Origin of the sequence: Pseudomonas sp. PDM18 (genome assembly GCF_014852585.1) — a bacterium.
Classification (GTDB): domain Bacteria; phylum Pseudomonadota; class Gammaproteobacteria; order Pseudomonadales; family Pseudomonadaceae; genus Pseudomonas.
Map to the genome: position 1 here is coordinate 800015 of NZ_JACVBX010000001.1, position 19046 is coordinate 819060.

Genomic DNA, 19046 nt, shown 5'->3' on the forward strand with positions numbered 1-19046 from the left:
CAACCCAAGGACTGCCACACCATGCCCCAGCCCGTCGCCCTCATCACCGGTTGCTCCAGCGGTATCGGCCGCGCCCTCGCCGATGCCTTCCAGGCCGCCGGTTACCAGGTCTGGGCCACCGCCCGCCGCGATGAAGATGTCGCCACCCTCGGCCAGGCGGGTTTGCGCGGCGTGCTGCTGGACGTCAACGACGAACCCGCCGTCGAGCGTCTCGCCAAACTACTGCAGCGCGAAGCCGGCGGCCTCGATGTGCTGATCAACAACGCCGGCTACGGCGCCATGGGCCCGCTGCTGGACGGCGGCAGCCAGGCGATCCGCCGGCAGTTCGAAACCAATGTGTTCGCCGTGGTCGGCGTCACCCGCGCACTGTTCCCGGCGCTGCGGGCGCGGCGCGGGCTGGTGGTGAACATTGGCAGTGTGTCCGGCGTATTGGTCACCCCCTTCGCTGGCGCCTACTGCGCATCGAAAGCCGCGGTGCATGCGCTCAACGATGCACTGCGCCTGGAGCTGGCCCCTTTCGGCATCGAGGTGATGGAAGTGCAGCCCGGCGCCATCGCCTCCAACTTCGGCGCCAACGCCAGCCGCGAGATGGCCGCGGTGGTCAGCGAAGACTCCGCCTGGTGGCCGCTGCGACAATTCATCCAGGCGCGCGCCGCGGCCTCCCAGGACAAACCCACCCCCGCCAGCGACTTCGCCCGCGAGCTGCTGGCTGCCGCACAGAAATCCCCGCGCCCGCGCCTGCTGCGCATCGGCAACGGCAGCCGGGCCCTGCCGCTGCTCTCGCGCTGGCTGCCCACCGGCCTGCTGGACAAGGTGCTGAAGAAGCGCTTCGGCCTCGACGGGCAACTCTGATGACCTACCCGATCCGTTACCTCGCCCTCGCCGGCATCCTCGCTGCCTTCTTCCTCAACGTGGTGGCACGCGGGCTGCTGCGGGTCGGCGGTGTGCCGGCGACCTTGCTGGTGGCAGCGGTGATCGCCGCCACCATGGCCTTCTGGTTCGCCCGCCGGCACAAACGCCTGGCGGAGACCGCCGAGCGTTGGCGGCTGACCGCGCTTTACGGCGGTGGGCTGGCGGTGCTCTACGCCCTCCTCGTCGGCATGGCTGCGTGGAAGAACACGCCGAGCCCTGCGGCGCTGCTGATCTACGCGTTGAACTACCTGTGCTATCCGCTGTGCGTCTGGTGGTTCTTTCGCCCCGGCGTGCTCGCGCGCTTCCTGCCGGCCGACCGACGCTGAGTCGCCTTCACGCTTTCTTCACCTGCTTTTCATCCGCTTACAACCGGCCTCCTTCTAAGGTGACGCGGACCTTAGAGGAGTCCCCATGTCCCTGCCTTCGATTCTCCGTGGCGCCATCGCCGCCGCCCTGCTGAGCACTGCACTGCTGAGCATTAGCCCGCTCGCCTTGGCCGCTGGCGAGACGCAGGCCGACTGGGCCAAGCCGGTGGACAAGTCGTTCAACCTGTACCAGATGTCGCCGACCCTCTACCGCAGCGCCCTGCCCTCCGGGCAGAACCTGCCGGTGCTGGAGCAACTGAAGGTGAAGACCGTGGTCAGCTTCATCAAGGACGACGATCGCGCCTGGATCGGCCAGCAGAACATCGTGGCCGTGAGCTTCCCGACCCACGCCGACCGCGTCGACGACGCCGACGTGCTGAAAGTCCTGCGTCTCCTGCAGAGTGCCGAGCAGAATGGCCCGGTGCTGATGCACTGCAAGCACGGGCGTGATCGCACCGGCCTGTTCGCCGCCATGTACCGCACGGTGATCCAGGGCTGGAGCAAGGAAGACGCGCTCAAGGAAATGGTCGAGGGTGGCTACGGCACCGAAGACGACATGACCGACGCCATCGCCTACGTGCAGAAAGCCGACATCGGCAAGCTGCAACTGGCCCTGGCCAGCGGCGCATGCAGCACCTCGGCCCTCGCCGGCTGCCAACTCAAGGGCTGGCTGGCGGACACCTTCGGCGAGGAACGGCCGCCGCACCCGGCGCACTGATCGGCGTATCTGTCACACCGTCATGGCGAGAGTGCGCTAACGTGGGCGCACTCTCACCGTTTCACAGGCATGCCATGACTTCCTCCCGTTTCAGCGCCGTCACCCACACCCGCTACATCGACCATGCAGGCCTCGATGCCTTCTGCGCCGACTACGACGGCTTTCTGCTCGACCTCTGGGGTGTGTTGATCGACGGTGTCGACGTGTTCCCCGGCGCCCTCGACTGGCTCGCGCGCCGCGCTGCCGAAGGCAAGCCGGTGTGGTTCCTCAGCAACGCCTCGCGCAGCGTCCCGGAAATGGCCGACACCCTGGTGCGCCTGGGCGTCTCCCGCGAGCTGTTCGCCGGCATCACCACTTCCGGCCAGTTGGCCATCGACGCCTTCACCCATGAACGTAAATTCCAGCGCGGCGGTATCTACACCGTCGGCGTGGGCGATGCGCTGACCACCTGGCCGGTGGAGATCCGCGAGCGCTTCTGCGACGACATCCATGCCGCCTCGCTGATCCTCGGTGTCGGCAGCTTCCCGCAGGACGAGCTGGAAGAGCGCTTCGCCCCTCTGCGCAGCGCGACCGACAAACCCTTCCTGTGCGCCAACCCCGACCGTGTGGTGGTTTCCGGCGGCCAGACGGTGTTTGGCGCCGGCCGCCTGGCCGAGGCGTTCGCCGAGGAAGGCGGCAGCGTGCACTGGTACGGCAAGCCCGATCCCTCGGCGTTCCGCATCGCCCAGCGGCAGTTGGAGGCGCGCGGCGCGAAGCACATTCTGTTCGTCGGCGACTCGCTGGTGACCGACGTACCCGGCGCGCTGGCCGCGCGCATCGATACCCTGTGGCTGGCGTCCACCGGCATCCATCGCCAGGCGCTGGGCGTGCCTTTCAATGGCGAGCTGGACGCGGAGAAAACCAACGCGCTGCTCGATGGCTATCCAGTTCGACCGCACTTTGCAGCGCCGGGGCTGGTCTGAGTTCAGGACATCCACCTGAGCTCGAGCCCCCATGAACGAACTGATCGACCTGCTGCAATGGCCAGCCATGCTGGTCACCGTCCTCGCCGCCTGGCTGGTGGGCTCGCGCGACCGCAAACGGCGCAAGGTGGGCTTCTGGGTGTTTCTCGTCAGCAATGCGCTGTGGATTGCCTGGGGCCTGCCGGCCAAGGCCTACGCGCTGGTGCTGCTGCAGCTGTGCCTGGCGGCGATGAATATCCGCGGCAGCTACAAGAACCGCCGGCGCGAAAACGCCGAGGGATAAGCGATCCCTGTAGGAGCGAGCTTGCTCGCGAACCGCATGGCACCGGCGCTGGGCTGTTCGCGAGCAAGCTCGCTCCTACGAAGATCTTCGCCCTGCGCGGCTGTCCCATCGACCTGTTAGGCACAGGGGGATCCAGGGCATCAGCCGGCACAGTCGGCCCCCTCTCCCCTCGGGAGAGGGTTGGGGTGAGGGCAGCCCAGGCGACGGAGCTTCCCGCTGCACGGACCTGAAACGAAAACGGGAGCCGCAGCTCCCGTTTTCATTCACCCGATCAACTCACTGCGCCGCCGCAGCCGCGCCGTCGGAGAGTTCCGCGTTGCGGCTCTGCGGGTTGACGATCACCGTGGCGGTGATGCCCGCTGCCAGCAGCACGCCTTCGGGCACGTCGTCGATGTGGATGCGCACCGGCACGCGCTGGGCCAGGCGCACCCAGTTGAAGGTCGGGTTCACATCGGCCACCAGTTCGCGGCTTTCCGGGTTGTCGCGGTCGTAGATGGCGCGGGCGATGCTCTCGACATGGCCCTTCAGGCGCTCGCCGCTCATCAGTTGCAGCTCGGCCGGGTCACCGACACGGATGTGCGGCAGCTTGGTCTCTTCGAAGTAGCCGTAGATCCAGTAGGAGTTCTCGTCGACCACGGCCATCTTCGCCTCGCCCACGCGGGCGTAGTCGCCACGGTGCACGTTGAGGTTGGTCACGTAGCCGTCTACCGAGGCCCGCACCTGGGTGCGTTCCAGGTTCAGCTTGGCGGCGTCCAGCGCGGCCAGGGCCTGCTGGTAGTCGGCCTCGGAGGCGGCGGCGGTGTTGCTGGCGTCGTCCAGGCTCTCGCGGGAGACGACTTCCTCGTCCATGGCGCGGCGGCGCTTGGCGTTGAGCAGGCGCATCTGCAGGGTGGCCTTGCGCGAGTCGACCAGGGCCTGCGCCTGCTTCACGGCGATCTGATAGTGGTCCGGGTCGATCTGCATGAGCAGGTCGCCCTTCTTCACTTGCTGGTTGTCACGCACCGGCACGTCGACCACCACGCCGGAGACGTCGGCGGCGACATTGATGATGTCGGCGCGCACCCGGCCGTCGCGGGTCCAGGGCGTATCCATGTAGTTCACCCAGAGGGCGCGGCCGATCAACGCGGCGACCGCCAGGATGATCAGGGTCGCCAGCAGGCTGATGATGGATTTGAGAGTCATGGGTGCACGCTCGTTACTTATAGATAGTGAGAGACAGGCCGCCGAACAGGCAGGCGAACAGGCACACGCGGAACAGCGCTGGGTGCCAGGTGAAGCGGTACAGGCCGATGGAGGCGAAGATGCGGTCGATGCCCCAACAGATCACCGCAGCAACGAGGAACATCAGGGTCAGGGTCGGCATGTAGACCCCGTGGAACGCGATCTCGCGGGGCAGGTCAGGCAACATGGGTCGATCTTCCAGAAGAGGTTTCGCCATCGCGCAGCGGCGACTGCGGGTCGAGCAGGCTGCTGCGGAGGAAGTGCAGGTAGCTGAGCACGCGGCGCAGCGGCGAGCTTTCGAAGTCCGGGGCGCGCGGCTCGTCGGTGGTCTTCACACAGTCGATGGCCTGCTCGACGGCGGCCAGGGCGCGTTCGCGGTTGGCCTCGCACGGCTTGACGAACAGGCGGATCAGTGCGCGGCCCATGGCGCGGATCGACTGCCGCCAGGGCGTCGACTCGGCGTAGCAGGGCTCGTCCGGCAGGGCTTCCTGCTCGACGCGCAACTCGATGATCGAATGGCCGATCTCCAGCACCACGAAGGTCCAGCGCAGCAGGCGGCGCTGCATCTGCGGGCTGCGCGCGGCGACGCCGTAGGCCTGGTTGAGCAGGTCGCGGGTGCCGCTCTCGAAGGACGAGACGAGGCCGTCGAGCTTGCCGCTGATGGCTTCCACCACGCGCAGGCGCAGGTCCTTCTCCAGGCGGCGCCACAGCCAGGCGCTGGTGGGCGGCATGATCACCGCGGCGACCACGGCCGCCAGGCTCTGCGACAGCACCAGGGAGATGTACTCGTTGAGCATGCGGCCCGGATCGTAGACGGTGAGGTTCGCCGGGATCGCGCCGAAGCTGAAGAACACCAGCAAACCCAGGCCGTAGCCGGCGTACTTGGGCTTGATCGAGAGGAACGCGCCCACCGCGAACACCGGCGCCAGGGCGAAGGCCAGCAAGGCGAAGCCGTCCAGGTGCGGGAACACGAAGAAGGTTTCCGAGAAGCCGAGGATGGCCGCGAAGAAGGTGCCCACGGCCATCTGCATGGCCATCTTTGCCGGGTCTGGCGCGGCAGAGACCAGCGCGGCGACGGCGGCGGCGTTGAGCACGAAGGTGCTGCCGCTGGGCCAGGCGGTCTCGATCCAGAAGATGCCGAACACCAGCACCATCAATGCGGTTCGCCCGCCGGCCACCAGCGAGGCGACCAGGTTGGCCTTGGGCGAGAAGCCGTGCTTCCAGTTCTCCCGCTCGTGCTTGTGCGCGGCCAGGGAGGCGTGGGTCAGGGCGTAGTTGTAGAGGTCGTCGGCCAGGCGGTAGAGCAGCTCGCCGGCGGTGTTGTAGTCCATCAGCGCGGACGGCTCGTCCTGCTCCTCCAGCAGTTGCGCGCGACCGGAGCGGATGCGTTGCATCATCCGCGTGCGGTGGCTTTCCAACTGCGCGGCGAGGCGTTCGGCGTCGCGGTCGGTGACCGACTGGCCACGCCACGGGGCGAGCACCTGGGCGAGTTCATCCAGGCACGGCTGCAGCGCGCGCAGCACGGCCTCGGCTTCCTGCGCACGCAGGCGCGAGAGCAACTGGTGCAGCGCGTGGTAGCGGGTGGTGAGGACCATGAACTCGTTGTTCAGGCGCGACAGGCGGCCGGAACGCAGGCGCATATGCGGATCTTCGAAACGGGTGACGCTGCGCAGCGCTTCCAGGCCCACCGCCTGGGAGGCGAACGCCACATTGGCGGCCTCGAACTTTGGCCGCTCGCCGCCGCCGAGGTTGTCCAGGACGAAGCCGGCGAAGGCGCCGAAACGCTGGTACAGCGCACTGCGCATGGCGGTACTGGAGGTCTGCGGGAACAGCGTGGCGCTGACCACCATGGAGCAGAGGATGCCGAGGCTGATCTCCAGCACGCGCCAGATCGCCGACATGAACGCGGCTTCCGGGTGCAGGGTGGCGGGCAGGCCGATCAGCGTGGCGGTGTAGCCGGCGAGGACACAGGCGTAGGAGCGGAAGTCGCGGTAGCGCGCGGCGCCGACGGTGCACAGGCCGATCCACAGCGCCGAGACGAGCAGGAACAGCTCGCGCTGCTGGGCGAAAATGGCGATCAGCGCAACCATCACACTTAGTCCGACCAGGCTGCCGAGAATCCGGTAGAAGCTCTTGGCGAACACCTGGCCGCTCTGCGGCTGCATGACGATGAACACGGTGATGGTCGCCGTGCTCGGCTGCGGCAGTTCCAGGCGCATCGCCAGCCACAGGGTCAGCAGCGCGGCGAGCAGCACCTTGGCGATGTACACCCAGGTGACGCCGTCACTGCGACCCCACTCCAGCAGCGCACGACGCAGGGCGTCCAGCGGCGCGAGCTGGCGGGTGGCGGTGCTGCCGTTGAAGGAGTCGCCGGCCATCTCAGCGCTCGCTGGCCGCGCGGACGTCGACGGTCTCGGGGACCATCTTCGCCTCTTTCGGGCCTTCCTGCTTGTCCATCAGGCCGCCGCCCAGGGCAACGACGAGGCCGGCATGGGTAGCCAGGCGCGCGGCACGAACCTGCTGCTCCACCAGTTGCTGCTGGAACAGACGGGTCTGTGCGTTGAGCACGTTGAGGTAGTCAGTCAGGCCGCCACGGTAGGCCTTGGTGGCGATGTCGTAGGTGCGCTGGGCCGAGGCCACGGACTTGGCGGCGAAACCTTCCTGCAGCTCCATCGAATGCATGCGGATCAGCTGGTCGGAGATGCCCTTGAGGGCGTTGACCAGGGTCTGGTTGTACTGCGCCACGGCGGCGTCGTAGCCGGCGGATTCCTGGCTCAGCTGCGAGCGGCGACGACCACCGTCGAAGATCGGCAGAGAAATGGCCGGGCCGACGCCGTAGGTGAATTTCTCGGCGTTGAGGAATTCCAGCACGCCGCCACCGACGGCGCTGTAGCCGATGCTCGCGACCAGGTCGACGTTGGGATAGAACTCAGCGCGGGCGACGTCCACGCCCTTGGCCTGGGCGGCGACCTTCCAGCGGCTGGCGACCACGTCTGGACGGTGGCCGAGCAGCTCCATCGGCAGCTTGCTGGGCAGGCCGGGGCCTGCGGCAAGCTTCAGGCTCGGACGCTGGATCGAGGCGCCGGCGCCGGGGCCTTTGCCGGCCAGGGCGGCGATCTGGTTGCGGGTCAGCTGGATTTCCTCGTCCACTGCCTCGATCTTGCGCTCGGTTTCCGGCAGCGGGACTTCCGCCTGGCTGACTTCGAAATGCGTGCCGATGCCACCGTCGAGGCGGCGCTGGGCCAGGGCCAGGATACCCTGCTGCTGCGCCAGCATGGCCTTGCCGATGTCCAGCTTGGCGTATTGCAGCGACAGCTGGATGTAGGCGCGGACGATGTTGTTCTCCAGCTCCAGCTGGGCCATGCGCGCCTCGGCGGCGGTCATCTTGGCGATGTTGACGTAGCGCTCGGTGTTGCTGCGCTCGCGGCCCCAGAGGTCCAGCGAGTAGCTGAAGCCCAGGGCGGCGTTGTTGTTGAAGGTGGTGCTGTCGGCGAGGTCGCCCGGGCCGTAGAAATAGTCGGTCGGCCAGCGGTGGCGGGTCAGCGAGGCGTCGACACCGATCTGCGGCGACTCGGCGGATTCGGCGATGCCAGCCATGGCCATGGCCATGCGCACCCGCGCCTCGGCCTGGGCCAGGGTCGGGCTGCCCTCCAGCGCGGTCTGCACCCAGGCATTCAACTGCGGATCACCATAGGCGCGCCACCACTGCTCAGCCGGCCAGCCAGCTTCCTGGTTGGCGTGCGCGATGGCGGCGTCGGTGGCCAGCTCGGTGTCGCCCAGGCGCTGTTCCTGCGGGGCGATGCCGTTGGTGCTGATACATCCGGCGATTGTTGAAAAAATGACAAAGGAGCCGACGAACGTCAGTCCTTTCACGAGGTGACGCGACACGGTGGAGGTCCTGGAAGTGGTCTAGCTTTTCAGCGTGGGGCTTTTAAGCGTGGAGATGCCGGCAAAGCCACTGGCGGCGATTGAATTCTAGGGATGGGGAAGGGAACGGATAAGCCGGCTGATTTGTGATTGTTTATTACCGATAATGAAACAATGTGTGTCGCCATCCATGTGACAATAGGCCGCCCCCGCTCTGCTCCGCGCATTGCCACCCATCAAGGACATGCTGCCGGCGACGACGTATCGCTTCACTGGCGTCGCCACCCGGGACAGACGCCCCACTGACGAGGCCCCAATGGACACACTGCAGACCATGCGTGCGTTCGCCTGTGTCGCGGAAACCGGCAGTTTCACCGCCGCCGCGCAGCAGCTGAACACCACCACCGCCTACGTATCCCGCGCGGTCGCCAATCTGGAGTCCCACCTGCGGACCCGCCTGCTCAACCGCACCACCCGGCGGATCGCCCTCACCGAGGCTGGCCAGCGCTACCTGCTGCGCTGCGAACAGATCCTCGCCTACGTCGAGGAAGCCGAAGCCGAGGCCAGCGACGCCCATGCCCGCCCCGCCGGCCGCCTGCGCGTGCACTCGATGACCGGTATCGGCCAGCACTACGTGATCCGCGCCATCGCCAACTATCGCCAACTGCACCCGGACGTCACCTTCGAGCTGACCATGGCCAACCGCGTGCCGGACCTGCTCGACGAAGGCTTCGACGTTGCCATCGTGGTCGCCTCGGAACTGCCCGACTCCGGCCTGGTATCCCAGCGCATCGGCGAGACCTACAGCATCCTCTGCGCCTCGCCCGACTACCTGGCCCGGCGCGGCACGCCGAAGACCCCGACGGAGCTGATGGACCACGATTGCCTGCGCCTGATCAGCCCGGTGCTGCCGCTGGACAAGTGGCTGTTCGACGGCCCCAACGGCCAGGAAATGATCACCCTCGGCCCCTCGCCCTTCCAGGTGAACGTCGGCGACGCCATGACCGAGGCCATCGGCTCGGGCATGGGCATCAGCGCCCTGCCCGTCTACTCGGCTATCGACGGCCTGCGTGACGGCTCGCTGGTGCGCGTGCTGCCGCACTACAAGCTGCAGATTCTCAACGTCTACGCGCTGTATCCGTCGCGCCAGTACCTGGACGCAAAGATCAAGACCTGGGTCGCTTACCTGCGGGAAAATCTCCCCGGTGTGCTCCAGGCCGATGGCGCCGGGCTCGCCGATGTGGGACCCTGACCACCCCTTTTCGTCGTGTTTCGCGGGCAAGCTCACTGTGTAACTCCCTACCCCGGTGTTCAGTGAGCTTGCCCGCGAACCCATCTTCTTTTCCGCCGCACATACCCCACGTTCGATAATCGCCCGGCGCGCACGCAGGCCTTGCGCCGCTCTGGCTCGGCAATGGTAGGGTTAAGCCCCCTCCGCTTACCCGCCGTCCGAGAGCCATGAAAAAGAACGTCTTCGTCTTCAGCCGCCTTGCCGCGGAACACCTCGACCGCCTGCGCAGCCAGTTCAATGTCACCGTGCTCGACCCGAAGCTGGGCGACGTCGATGCGCAGCTGGCCGCCGCGCTGCCGACCACCCACGGCATGATCGGCGTCGGCCGCCCGCTGGGCGAGAAGCAACTGGCCCAGGCCGCCCAGCTGGAGGTCATCTCCAGCGTTTCGGTCGGATACGACAATTACGACCTGAACTACCTGAACCAGCGCGGCATCCCGCTGACCAACACCCCGGACGTGCTGACCGAAACCACCGCCGACCTGGGCTTCGCCCTGATCATGGCCGCCGCCCGGCGCACCGCCGAGCTGGACGCCTGGACCAAGGCCGGGCAGTGGAAGCGCACCGTGGACGCCCAGCACTTCGGCGTCGACGTGCACGGCAAGAAGCTCGGCATCCTCGGCCTGGGCCGCATCGGCGCGGCCATCGCCCGTCGCGGCCACTTCGGCTTCAACATGGACATCCTCTACCACGGCAACAACCGCAAGCCGGAGCTGGAACAGGCGTTCGGCGCGCGCTTCTGCGGCTTCGAGGAACTGTTGGGCGAGGCGGATTTCGTCTGTGTGGTGGTGCCGCTGTCGGACAAGACCCGCCAGCTGATCGGCAAGCGTGAGCTCGAGCTGATGAAGCCCACCGGCATCCTGGTGAATATCGCCCGCGGCCAGGTGATCGACGAGGCCGCATTGGTGCAAGCGCTGCAGGAGAAGCGCATCCTCGCCGCCGGCCTGGACGTCTACGAGAAGGAACCGCTGGCCGAATCGCCGCTGTTCTCGCTGCCCAATGCCGTGACCCTGCCGCACATTGGCTCGGCGACCCATGAGACCCGTCAGGCCATGGCCGAGTGCGCGCTGGACAACTTCGAAGCCGCCCTGCGCGGTGAGCGGCCGAAGAACCTGGTCAACCCGCAAGCCTGGAAAGCCTGATGCACTTTTCGTAGGGCGCATAACCTGGAACAGGTTATCCGCCGGCACCTCGGCGGCGGATAACGCTGGCGCGTTATTCGCCCTACCAAGCTACGAGGAGCGTCAGGCCTGTGCCGGCTGCAGCACCGGCCTGGGCTTGCGGAACACCAGCACGTTGCCGACCATCACCAGACCCAGCCCGGCCAGCGCCGGCAGGCTCCACTGGTAGCCCTCGGCGAAGGCCGAGACGTTCAGCGCCACCACCGGGAACAGCACGGTGCAGTAGGCCGCGCGCTCCGGTCCCATGCGCCCGACCAGCGTAAGGTAGGCGGTAAAGCCGATCACCGAACCGGGAATCGCCAGGTAAAGCAGCGACCAGACGTACTGCGGGCTGCTGTCGAAGGTCAGCGGCACGCCCTGCACCAGACAGATCGCCAGCAGTATCAGCGAGCCATAGAGCATGCCCCACGCGTTGGTCGACAGCGGCCGCAGACCAGCCTTCTGTTGCAGGCTCGACAACAGGTTGCCCGCCGAGAAGCACAGCGTGCCCAGCAGCGCCAGGCCCAGCCCATAGATGGTTTCCCGCGTGGCCTGGTGCCCGGACAGCTCCGGCCAGAACAGCAGCGCCAGTCCCGCCAGCCCGAACGCGCCACCGCCCAGTACGTTGGGCGCGATGCGCTGGCCGAAGAAGATGCGCGCGTTCAGCGCATTCCACAGCGTCGCGGTGGAGAACACCACGGCCACCAGCCCGCTGGGTATCCACTGACTGGCGGTGTAGAAGCAGAGGAAGTTCACGCAGAACAGGCACAGCCCCTGAGCAAAGCAGATCGCCTGCCCGCGCCGTCCCAGCGGCTGCAACCGGCGCGAAACCAGCAGCAGGGCGAACAGCACCAGCGCCGCCAGGCTGAAGCGATAGGCAATGGACAAAGGAATCGCGACCACGCCGACCTGCAACTTGATGGCGATCCAGGTCGTGCCCCATATGAGCACGGTGAGCAGGTAAAGCGAGAGGTTCATGGCGGTCTCCGAAAATCCTACGGAAACAGTCTCCCGCCCGCCCCCGGCGCCGGCTTGCAGATTCTTGCGCTTATTGCGACAACCGGGCTGGCAAGGCGCGCCCGCGCGGTTAGAGTGATGGCAACAGAGGAACACCCATGTCAGCCATTTCGCAGCTCGAAGTTTTCCAGTCGATGAACGCCTCGCCCAACGCCCGCCTGGAGCGTTGCGCGGAGCTGGGCGACGGGCTGTCTGCGGCGATCTGGAGCAACAGCCACGACGCCCGCGACTACCACGCGCCGAGCCATCACACGCTGTCCTGCTACCTGAACGACGGCACCGGCACCTTCCGCCGTGGCGCCCCCGGCACCACCGGTGCGCCGGACAAGCTCTGCGTGATGCCAGCCGGCGCCGAATCGGCCTGGATCGTTAACGGCGACATCCGCCTAGCCCACCTCTACATCGGCCAGGAACAGTTCTCGCTCGGCTGCATCCGCCTGCTCGACCGCGAGCCGCGCGAACTGCAACTGCACGAACGCACCTTCCTCGACGACCCGCAGCAGGCCGCGCGCTTCCGCCAACTGGTGAAGCTGGACTGGCACGAGCCGGGTGAACGCATCCGCACCAGCACGCTGGCCCACGACCTGATCGATCACCTGCTGCTGAACCAGGTCGGGATGCGCGAAGGCTTGAAACTCAAGGGCGGGCTGGCGCCGACCATGCGCCGGCGCATCGCCGACTATATCGAGCAGCGCCTGGACCAGCCGCTGTCGCTTGGGGAGTTGGCGATGCAGACGGCGCTGTCGGAATACCACTTCGCGCGGATGTTCCGCGAAAGCTTCGGGATGCCACCGCACCAGTACGTCCTGGCCCGCCGCGTGGCCTTGGCGCAGCGCCTGCTGCGCGATACCCGCCAGCCGCTGAGCCAGGTCGCCCTGGCTTGCGGCTTCTCCAGCGCCAGCCACTTTGCCAACCGTTTCAGATCGGTGGTGGGCGGGACGCCGGGGGAATATCGGCAGGCGTTCGAGGAGTAGATCCTCTATCGACTACCTGCACTTACACGGTTCGCGAGCAAGCTCGCTCCTACGAAGAGCACCTCCTCCCGGCTCTGGCTCTCGCTCTGAAGTCGTCCAGAGAAATGTCCGCACGCGCCGAACGCCCCGTTCAGGAGGCCTCGGTGAAGCGGAGTTTCAGGGGTTGAGCGACATGGATGTCGCGAGAGCCGCGATGGGCCAGGGATGGCCCTTCGTGGGGGGGACGCCTAGTTCGGGCCCCTGAAACTCCGATTCAACGAGGGAATTTTTCGCCCAAGCGAAAAACCGAATGTCCGGGGCAAGACCTTTGCCTACTTTGCGTGGGGCGGCCATCCGTCGTTTGGCAAAGTAGGTCGCCCGAGGGGGCGAAACAGGAAGCCTGCGCGTACGCCGAAGCGGCGCAGAAACATCCAACCACAAGCAAGAACATCGCGGGCGTACCTCGCTCCTACGAGACGCAAAACTCCGTCGCTGGCCTGGTACGCGAGTAAAAGTCTCAACCCAGTACCGCCAGCACGCCCCCAATCACCGGCATCGCCGCCGCCGTCGGCAACGCCCAGCGCGGCCGCCAGGCCAGCAGCAGGACCAGCGCGGCACCGGCGATCATCAGCAGGCACGCCCAATAGACGATGCCCAGCTCAATCCCCATGCGGTGAATCGAATAGCCCAGCGCCAGCGCGCCATCCACCAGCGCGGCGATACGCAGCAGCCGCGCGCGAGCCTGCGACGGCGCGCCGCCGAACAGATCTCGATGATGGCGCGACAGCGACAGGCAGGCCGCCGCCAGCGCTAACAGGTTGAGACCGAATACCAGCAGCATCAGGCGTACTCCTCGTCACGGACGCGGCGTGCGCGTGCGGGCTCGATGCGCTCCTGTCCCAGGCGCCAGCCGAGGAAGGCGCAAATACCTCCGATCAACAGCAGGCCGAGATCGATGCCGACCATCATCCAGTCGCCGTTGGCGAAATGCGTCGTCACCCGACCAGGTTCGGGGCCGAACAGGCTCAGCACCGGCAGCAGCAGCGCCAGCGCCGACAGCGCAACGAACTGCTCGCGGGCCATGGTGCGGCTGCCACGGCGTAGCAGCGCGTGGGCCAGCGCCAACAGCCAGATCACCACGAAGGCGGCGGCTTCCCAGCGCGTGCGCTGGAGCAGGTCGGCCGGCAGCAGGCGCGACGCTGCCAGCAGGCCAAGGGAGGCGATCGGCAAGCCGCCGCAGACCGCGCCGTTGAGCGTGCGCACCAACGCAACGCCACGGTGGCCGCGCCCTTCACGCTTGCTGACCCAGACCTGCAGGCCGCCGAATACCATCACGCAGCCCACCAGACCAAGGACGAAATACATCACCCGCAACAGCTCGTTGCCGAACTGCGCCATGTGCAGGCCGGTCAGCCAGGCGTAGGTCTTGTAGCCCGGCTTATAGGGCTTCTGTATGTGCAGCAGCGCGCCGCTGCCCGAGTCGAAGGAGACGGTGCGCTGGTCGTTGACCATGCTCTTGTCGATCGCCTTGCGGATCTGCACCATCGCCGCGGCGTCACCCGGATTCTCGACGTTGATCCAGCCGACCTGGCTGTCATCGCCCCAGGCCTCGCGGGCCTTGAGGATCATGTTGTCGATGGACTTGGTCGCCTTGGCCGGCTTGCCCAGCGCCTCACGGTCGAAGGCGCCCTGCACGTCATGGAAGAAGTGCTCCATGTCGTTCTTGTAGGCCACCTTGATGCCGGCGGTCATATAGAAGGTGATGAAGATCGCCAGCCCTGTGTAGGCCATCAGCAGATGGAACGGCAGGCCCAGAACGCCCAAAACATTGTGCGCATCCAGCCAGGCGCGCTGCTTCGCTGCCTTCGGGCGCAAGGTGAAGAAGTCCTTGAAGATGCGCCGGTGGACGATCACCCCGCTGACCAGTGCCACCAGCATGAACACACCCGCAACGCCGACTACGTAGAGACCAAGCATGCCGCCATGCAGCTCGTAGTGCAGTTCGAGGAAGAAGTTGCCGCCAACGGTCTTGGGCAGCACCTCGCCGCTCTGGGCGTCCACCAGGAAGGACTGGAACTCGCTGAAGTCGGCCGGCTCCCAGCCTGCCGTCCAGTAGGGCATGCGCTCGGTAGGCGGGTGCATCCAGTAGCCATGGGCCTTGGGTGCGCGCTGGACGATCAGCTCGCGCACCTGGTCGGCGCCTACCTTGACCTGTTCCAGCTTGTGCAGCTGCGGGGTCATCCAGCGCGTGAGTTCCTTGTCGAACACCGCGACGGTGCCGGAGAACAGCACGACGAAGAGAATCCAGCTGACCAGCAGCCCGGCCCAGGTGTGCAGGCCGGACATCGATTGACGCAGGCTCATGGGCGCATTCCGTATGTGGCCGGCACGAAGGCCGCCACGCCCAGCGCGATGCTCAGCACTACCGGCAACCAGACTGCACGCCACGGGCTCTTGGCGCCAAAGGCGTAAATGATCGCCGCCACCCAGACGATGAAACAGGCGAGGCTCGACAGCGAGACGCGGTCCGGCCGCGACATCGGCAGGTAGACACTGAGGAAGGCGGTAGCGGCATAGGCCAGGGCATAGCCGCCGATCACGGCGCTGAGGATGCGGGCCGCGACGGCGCCGGCTTGGGTAGCGCTCATGCGGCGATTCTCGGTTGGGGCGGGCGCAAGGAAACGCACATGCAGCTCAATCCTGACGGGGCAGCCCAGGTACTTCCTGGCGCGCAATTGAAAAGCGGAATTATATGATATTAATTCTCAATTAAAAGAGCTCAACAGCGTCGTTTGTGAGTATCCGTGTCGAAAATTCGCTGAACGGCATAGCTAGCGGTCACATCCATTGCGCGCACCAGCCTGCTCATCACCATGTCAGCTTCGGCCATGACACGTGGTGGCGGCGGCTCAAGGAGGATTCGGGATGCGCCAGGGGTCAGTTCGACCGCGGCCACCACCGTGCCCTTGCCGAAGAGGTATTGGTAGATCAGCAGGTAGTCCGTGCCCGGCCGGTCCTTGTACTCCGCTACACGCCTCAGCACATTGAGCGCACCGACTATCCAGTCCCGGCTATCGCGAAATTCCAGCACGCCCAGGCTCCAGGTCTGGGACCAGTCATCGTAATGATCCCAGGCCGGCGAGCGCAGGTGCCGACTCCAACCATCCACCCACCCCTCTGCCGCCGTGCCCTGCCCCAGTTCGCACAGTTCGCTCCATGTCAAACCACCACGGAACCGGGGATTGCGATCCAGCCACTGCTCCAGGTCATCAAACCCCGCAGCGGAGCCTGCCTCCTGACGCAGGAAATCTTCCAGCCTTGCGCGGCTGATGGCGACTTTCAGGTATAGCTGGCATGGCTCGGCCATGAAGTTTCCTCTTTTTCTGATCCAACGATTCACCTCGAATCGCTTGTCGCGAGGTAGAGGTGCTGAATCGATGATGCTAGAGGTTTGGCCTGTTCGCGGTTCGCCGTACGTTTTCTACCGTGAGGTGGGTTTTTCAGATCGTGTTGTACAGCCGTTCAACTTTCCGCAGGCTTTTCAGTCGGCTCAGGGCTTATTGCCCCATCCTCATCCTTTTCTGCCGGTCCCACGAGAGGGAAACGCTCTGGATTCGCGTGAAGAAAAGGAATATCCGCCCGGTTCTGAGCTCGATTTCTGTCAGCGCCCGCCCACCTGCGCCATAGCCCGTTCCAATCCCTCGAAGACGCGGGGCGACAGGCACTGGGCGACGTTGAAGCGCAAGTAGCCGGTAGCGCTCTGGCTCAGGCTGAAGACGTTGCCCGGCGCCAGCACCAGGTTGTCCGCCAGGGCCGCCCGAGATACCTCGGCGGCATCCAACCTCCCTGGCAGGCAAGCCCAGACGAACACCCCGCCGCGCGGTTCCAGCCAGGGCTGGATATCCAGCGTGCGCAGGCGCAGCAGCGTCTCGCCCATGGCGTCGGCCAGGCGCCCGCGCAGGCTGTCCAGGTGGCGGCGGTAGCTGCCCTTGCGCAGCAATTCGTAGAGCATCTCCGCGCTGAACGGGCTGTTGCCGAAGCTGGTGGCCAGCTTCAGGTCCACCAGGCGCTCGCACCATTCAGGCTTGGTGGCGATATAACCGCAGCGCACCGAGGCCGACAGTGTCTTGGAGAAACTGCCGACCTGGATCACCCGCTCCAGCCCGTCGAAGGCCGACAGGCGCGGCGCGCTCTCATGCTCGAAGTCGCCGAAGATGTCGTCCTCGACGATCAGCAGGTCATGGGCCTCGGCGAGCTTCAGCAGGCGATGGGCAACCAGTGGCGACAGCACCGCGCCGGTGGGGTTATGGAAGGCCGAGTTCGTGATGTACAGGCGCGGGCGGTGCTGCTCCAGCAGGGTGGCCATGACGGCGACGTCCGGTCCGCTCGGCGTGTACGGCACGCCCACTACTTGCACGCGGTGCGCACGCAGCAGCGCCTGGAAGTTAAAGTAGCCGGGGTCGTCCACCAGCACGCAGTCGCCCGGCTCCAGCAGGAAGCGGCAGACCAGGTCAATGGCCTGGGTGCCATTGTCGGTGAGCACCACCTGTTGCGGACTGACCGGCACGCCGTAGTCCGCCAGTCGGCGCGCGAGCTGCTCGCGCAGGCCGGAATGGCCGTAGGGGCGGCCGTATTCCAGCAAGCTCGATTGCGGCGCGCGGGCAATCTGCCGCAGCGCCCGGCGCAACTCCTCCTCCGGCAGCCAGGACGGCGGCAGCCAGCCGCAGCCGGGCTTGAGCGAGGTATCCGCAGCCTCCAGCGACTGTCTCGAAATCCACAGCGGATCGATGCTGCGGTCCAGCGCCGGGCCGACATCCGCCAGGGACAGCGGCGGCGCGTGGCCGGCGACATAGAAGCCGGAACCCCGGCGCGCGGCGATCACGCCGTCGGCGGCCAGCCGGTCATAGGCTTCCACGACGGTGGTCTTGGACACTTCCAGCTGTTCGGCTAACCGGCGAATCGACGGCAGCCGCTCACCGGGCACCAGCGCCCGTGCGGCCAGGCGCTCACGCACGTGGTGCATCACCGAATCGACCCGCGTGCTCTTTGGTCTGCCCATGCTGCCCTCGCCTGCTCGAATAAGGTGTACCGATATAATTTACAGACAGTTTGCGCAAATTGTACCTTTCTGTCACTGGCCATCCGGCGCCTCCGCGCGCAACCTGCAAGCTCGCTCTCCTGCCGGACGCCCACCATGAACAACACCCACACTCTGACCACGAACAGCAACCTCGGCGGCTGGCTCAGTGGCTTCCTCGGCGTACTCATCTTCAGCGGTTCTCTGCCGGCAACGCGGGTCGCGGTGGCCGACTTCGACCCGACCTTCCTGACCCTCGCCCGCGCCAGCATCGCCGGTCTGCTGGCGGCGGCGATCCTCCTGCTGCTGCGGCAGAAGCTGCCAGCGCGCAAGGACCTGATCCCCCTGCTGGTGGTCGCTGGTGGCGTGGTGGTGGGTTTCCCGCTGCTCACCGCGCTGGCGCTCAAGCACGTCAACTCGGCCCACGCCATCGTCTTCGTCGGCCTGCTGCCGCTGGCGACCGCGCTGTTCGGCGTGATGCGCGCCGGCGAACAGCCGCGTCCGGCGTTCTGGATCTGCTCGTTGCTGGGCAGCGCCGTCGTCGCCGGGTTCGCCCTGTCGCAGAGCGGCGCGGGCAACTTCACCGGCGATCTGCTGATGCTCGCTGCAGTGGCGGTCTGCGGCCTGGGCTACGCCGAAGGCGGACGCATCGCGCGCCACCTGGGCAGCTGGCAGGTGATCTGCTGGGTGCTGGTGCTGTCCCTGCCGCTGATGCTGCCGCTGGCCTGGTACACCCAGCCGGAGACTTTCACCGGCGCCAGCTGGCCGGCCTGGATCAGCCTGGGCTACGTGTCGCTGTTCAGCATGCTGATCGGCTTCTTCTTCTGGTACCACGGCCTGGCCACGGGCGGCATCGCCGCGGTGGGCCAACTGCAACTGCTGCAGCCGTTCTTCGGCCTGGCGCTGGCCGGCCTGCTGCTGCACGAGCAGATCAGCCCGCTGATGGCCGGCGCCACCGTCGCTGTCGTGCTGTGCGTAGCGGGGGCGAAACGCTTCGCCCGCTGACCGCCGGTTTCCTTCCGCGTCCCGCCCGAGAGAAATCGCGGTATCATCGGGCGTTTGCGTACTCGGCTGGACTGCCGGAAGGAAACTCGGATGAAGCCACCCGCCGAATCTCCACTGCCCGTCGTGGAGCGCGACGAGCTCGCGCCCCGGCCACGGCTGACCCTGGGCAGCCACGTGCACAGCGGCTTCGACCTGCGCAGCGGGCGCATGCAGAA

At 66.4% G+C, this 19046-nt stretch carries 19 protein-coding genes; 9 read left to right on the top strand and 10 right to left on the bottom strand.

The genetic code is table 11. The annotated features are described in order from the left end of the window. The first annotated feature begins 21 nt into the window (after positions 1-21). The 5 genes from IB274_RS03900 (at position 22) to IB274_RS03920 (ending at position 3240) form a co-directional block, all read left to right on the top strand. Positions 22-852: an SDR family oxidoreductase gene (locus IB274_RS03900; RefSeq protein WP_192430735.1), complete on the top strand. Its 831-nt coding sequence runs from the start codon at positions 22-24 to the stop codon at positions 850-852. Then, complete coding sequence (locus IB274_RS03905) at positions 852-1238, top strand: hypothetical protein (protein WP_192430736.1); 387 nt, start codon at positions 852-854, stop codon at positions 1236-1238. Before IB274_RS03900 ends, IB274_RS03905 begins: the two co-directional genes overlap by 1 nt. A gap of 85 nt (positions 1239-1323) precedes the next feature. Then, positions 1324-1995 (top strand): tyrosine-protein phosphatase, encoded by a 672-nt coding sequence (locus IB274_RS03910; protein WP_192430737.1) that lies wholly within the window; start codon positions 1324-1326, stop codon positions 1993-1995. A 74-nt stretch (positions 1996-2069) separates the two neighbouring features. Continuing rightward, positions 2070-2957 carry a TIGR01459 family HAD-type hydrolase gene (locus IB274_RS03915; protein WP_192430738.1) on the top strand — a complete coding sequence of 296 codons (888 nt, stop codon included), beginning with the start codon at positions 2070-2072 and terminating at the stop codon, positions 2955-2957. A 31-nt stretch (positions 2958-2988) separates the two neighbouring features. Next, positions 2989-3240 carry a hypothetical protein gene (locus tag IB274_RS03920; protein WP_192430739.1) on the top strand — a complete coding sequence of 84 codons (252 nt, stop codon included), beginning with the start codon at positions 2989-2991 and terminating at the stop codon, positions 3238-3240. 276 nt (positions 3241-3516) lie between these two features. On the opposite strand, the gene IB274_RS03925 is transcribed toward IB274_RS03920, so the two are convergent. The 4 genes from IB274_RS03925 to IB274_RS03940 are packed head-to-tail and all read right to left on the bottom strand — an operon-like array spanning position 3517 to position 8349. After that, positions 3517-4422: an HlyD family secretion protein gene (locus tag IB274_RS03925; RefSeq protein ID WP_192430740.1), complete on the bottom strand. Its 906-nt coding sequence runs from the start codon at positions 4420-4422 to the stop codon at positions 3517-3519. Positions 4423-4435: 13 nt separating this feature from the next. Continuing rightward, a complete protein-coding gene (locus IB274_RS03930; RefSeq protein WP_081516439.1) occupies positions 4436-4636 on the bottom strand; it encodes a DUF1656 domain-containing protein in 201 nt (66 codons plus the stop codon). A 1-nt stretch (position 4637) separates the two neighbouring features. Further along, on the bottom strand, positions 4638-6839 hold the full coding sequence (locus IB274_RS03935; protein ID WP_192430741.1) for an FUSC family protein: 2202 nt from the start codon (positions 6837-6839) through the stop codon (positions 4638-4640). 1 nt (position 6840) lies between these two features. Next, a complete protein-coding gene (locus tag IB274_RS03940; protein ID WP_192430742.1) occupies positions 6841-8349 on the bottom strand; it encodes an efflux transporter outer membrane subunit in 1509 nt (502 codons plus the stop codon). 295 nt (positions 8350-8644) lie between these two features. Between IB274_RS03940 and IB274_RS03945 the strand changes: the two genes are divergently transcribed. Both IB274_RS03945 and IB274_RS03950 read left to right on the top strand, forming a co-directional pair. Beyond that, the gene (locus tag IB274_RS03945) at positions 8645-9580 is read left to right on the top strand and encodes a LysR family transcriptional regulator (RefSeq protein ID WP_081516204.1); all 936 of its coding nucleotides are present in this window, start codon (positions 8645-8647) and stop codon (positions 9578-9580) included. A 206-nt stretch (positions 9581-9786) separates the two neighbouring features. Continuing rightward, positions 9787-10761: a 2-hydroxyacid dehydrogenase gene (locus tag IB274_RS03950; protein ID WP_192430743.1), complete on the top strand. Its 975-nt coding sequence runs from the start codon at positions 9787-9789 to the stop codon at positions 10759-10761. Between the two features lie 102 nt (positions 10762-10863). On the opposite strand, the gene IB274_RS03955 is transcribed toward IB274_RS03950, so the two are convergent. Further along, positions 10864-11757: a DMT family transporter gene (locus IB274_RS03955; RefSeq protein WP_192430744.1), complete on the bottom strand. Its 894-nt coding sequence runs from the start codon at positions 11755-11757 to the stop codon at positions 10864-10866. A 137-nt stretch (positions 11758-11894) separates the two neighbouring features. Here IB274_RS03955 and IB274_RS03960 point away from each other — a divergent pair, with 137 nt between their 5' ends. Then, complete coding sequence (locus IB274_RS03960; RefSeq protein ID WP_192430745.1) at positions 11895-12770, top strand: helix-turn-helix domain-containing protein; 876 nt, start codon at positions 11895-11897, stop codon at positions 12768-12770. A gap of 496 nt (positions 12771-13266) precedes the next feature. Here the strand turns inward: IB274_RS03960 and IB274_RS03965 are convergent, their stop codons facing one another. The 5 genes from IB274_RS03965 to IB274_RS03985 form a co-directional block, all read right to left on the bottom strand. Continuing rightward, positions 13267-13590 carry a DUF3325 domain-containing protein gene (locus IB274_RS03965; protein ID WP_192430746.1) on the bottom strand — a complete coding sequence of 108 codons (324 nt, stop codon included), beginning with the start codon at positions 13588-13590 and terminating at the stop codon, positions 13267-13269. Further along, positions 13590-15113 carry a PepSY-associated TM helix domain-containing protein gene (locus tag IB274_RS03970; protein ID WP_192430747.1) on the bottom strand — a complete coding sequence of 508 codons (1524 nt, stop codon included), beginning with the start codon at positions 15111-15113 and terminating at the stop codon, positions 13590-13592. The genes IB274_RS03965 and IB274_RS03970 overlap by 1 nt, the downstream gene beginning before the upstream one ends. Next, complete coding sequence (locus tag IB274_RS03975) at positions 15110-15397, bottom strand: DUF3649 domain-containing protein (protein WP_192430748.1); 288 nt, start codon at positions 15395-15397, stop codon at positions 15110-15112. The genes IB274_RS03970 and IB274_RS03975 overlap by 4 nt, the downstream gene beginning before the upstream one ends. 131 nt (positions 15398-15528) lie before the next feature. Then, positions 15529-16116, bottom strand: a complete 588-nt coding sequence (locus IB274_RS03980; RefSeq protein ID WP_192430749.1) for a hypothetical protein — start codon at positions 16114-16116, stop codon at positions 15529-15531. A gap of 294 nt (positions 16117-16410) precedes the next feature. Continuing rightward, positions 16411-17808 (bottom strand): PLP-dependent aminotransferase family protein, encoded by a 1398-nt coding sequence (locus IB274_RS03985; RefSeq protein ID WP_192430750.1) that lies wholly within the window; start codon positions 17806-17808, stop codon positions 16411-16413. Between the two features lie 135 nt (positions 17809-17943). Here IB274_RS03985 and IB274_RS03990 point away from each other — a divergent pair, with 135 nt between their 5' ends. Continuing rightward, complete coding sequence (locus IB274_RS03990) at positions 17944-18831, top strand: DMT family transporter (protein ID WP_192430751.1); 888 nt, start codon at positions 17944-17946, stop codon at positions 18829-18831. The last annotated feature ends 215 nt before the right edge of the window (positions 18832-19046 follow it).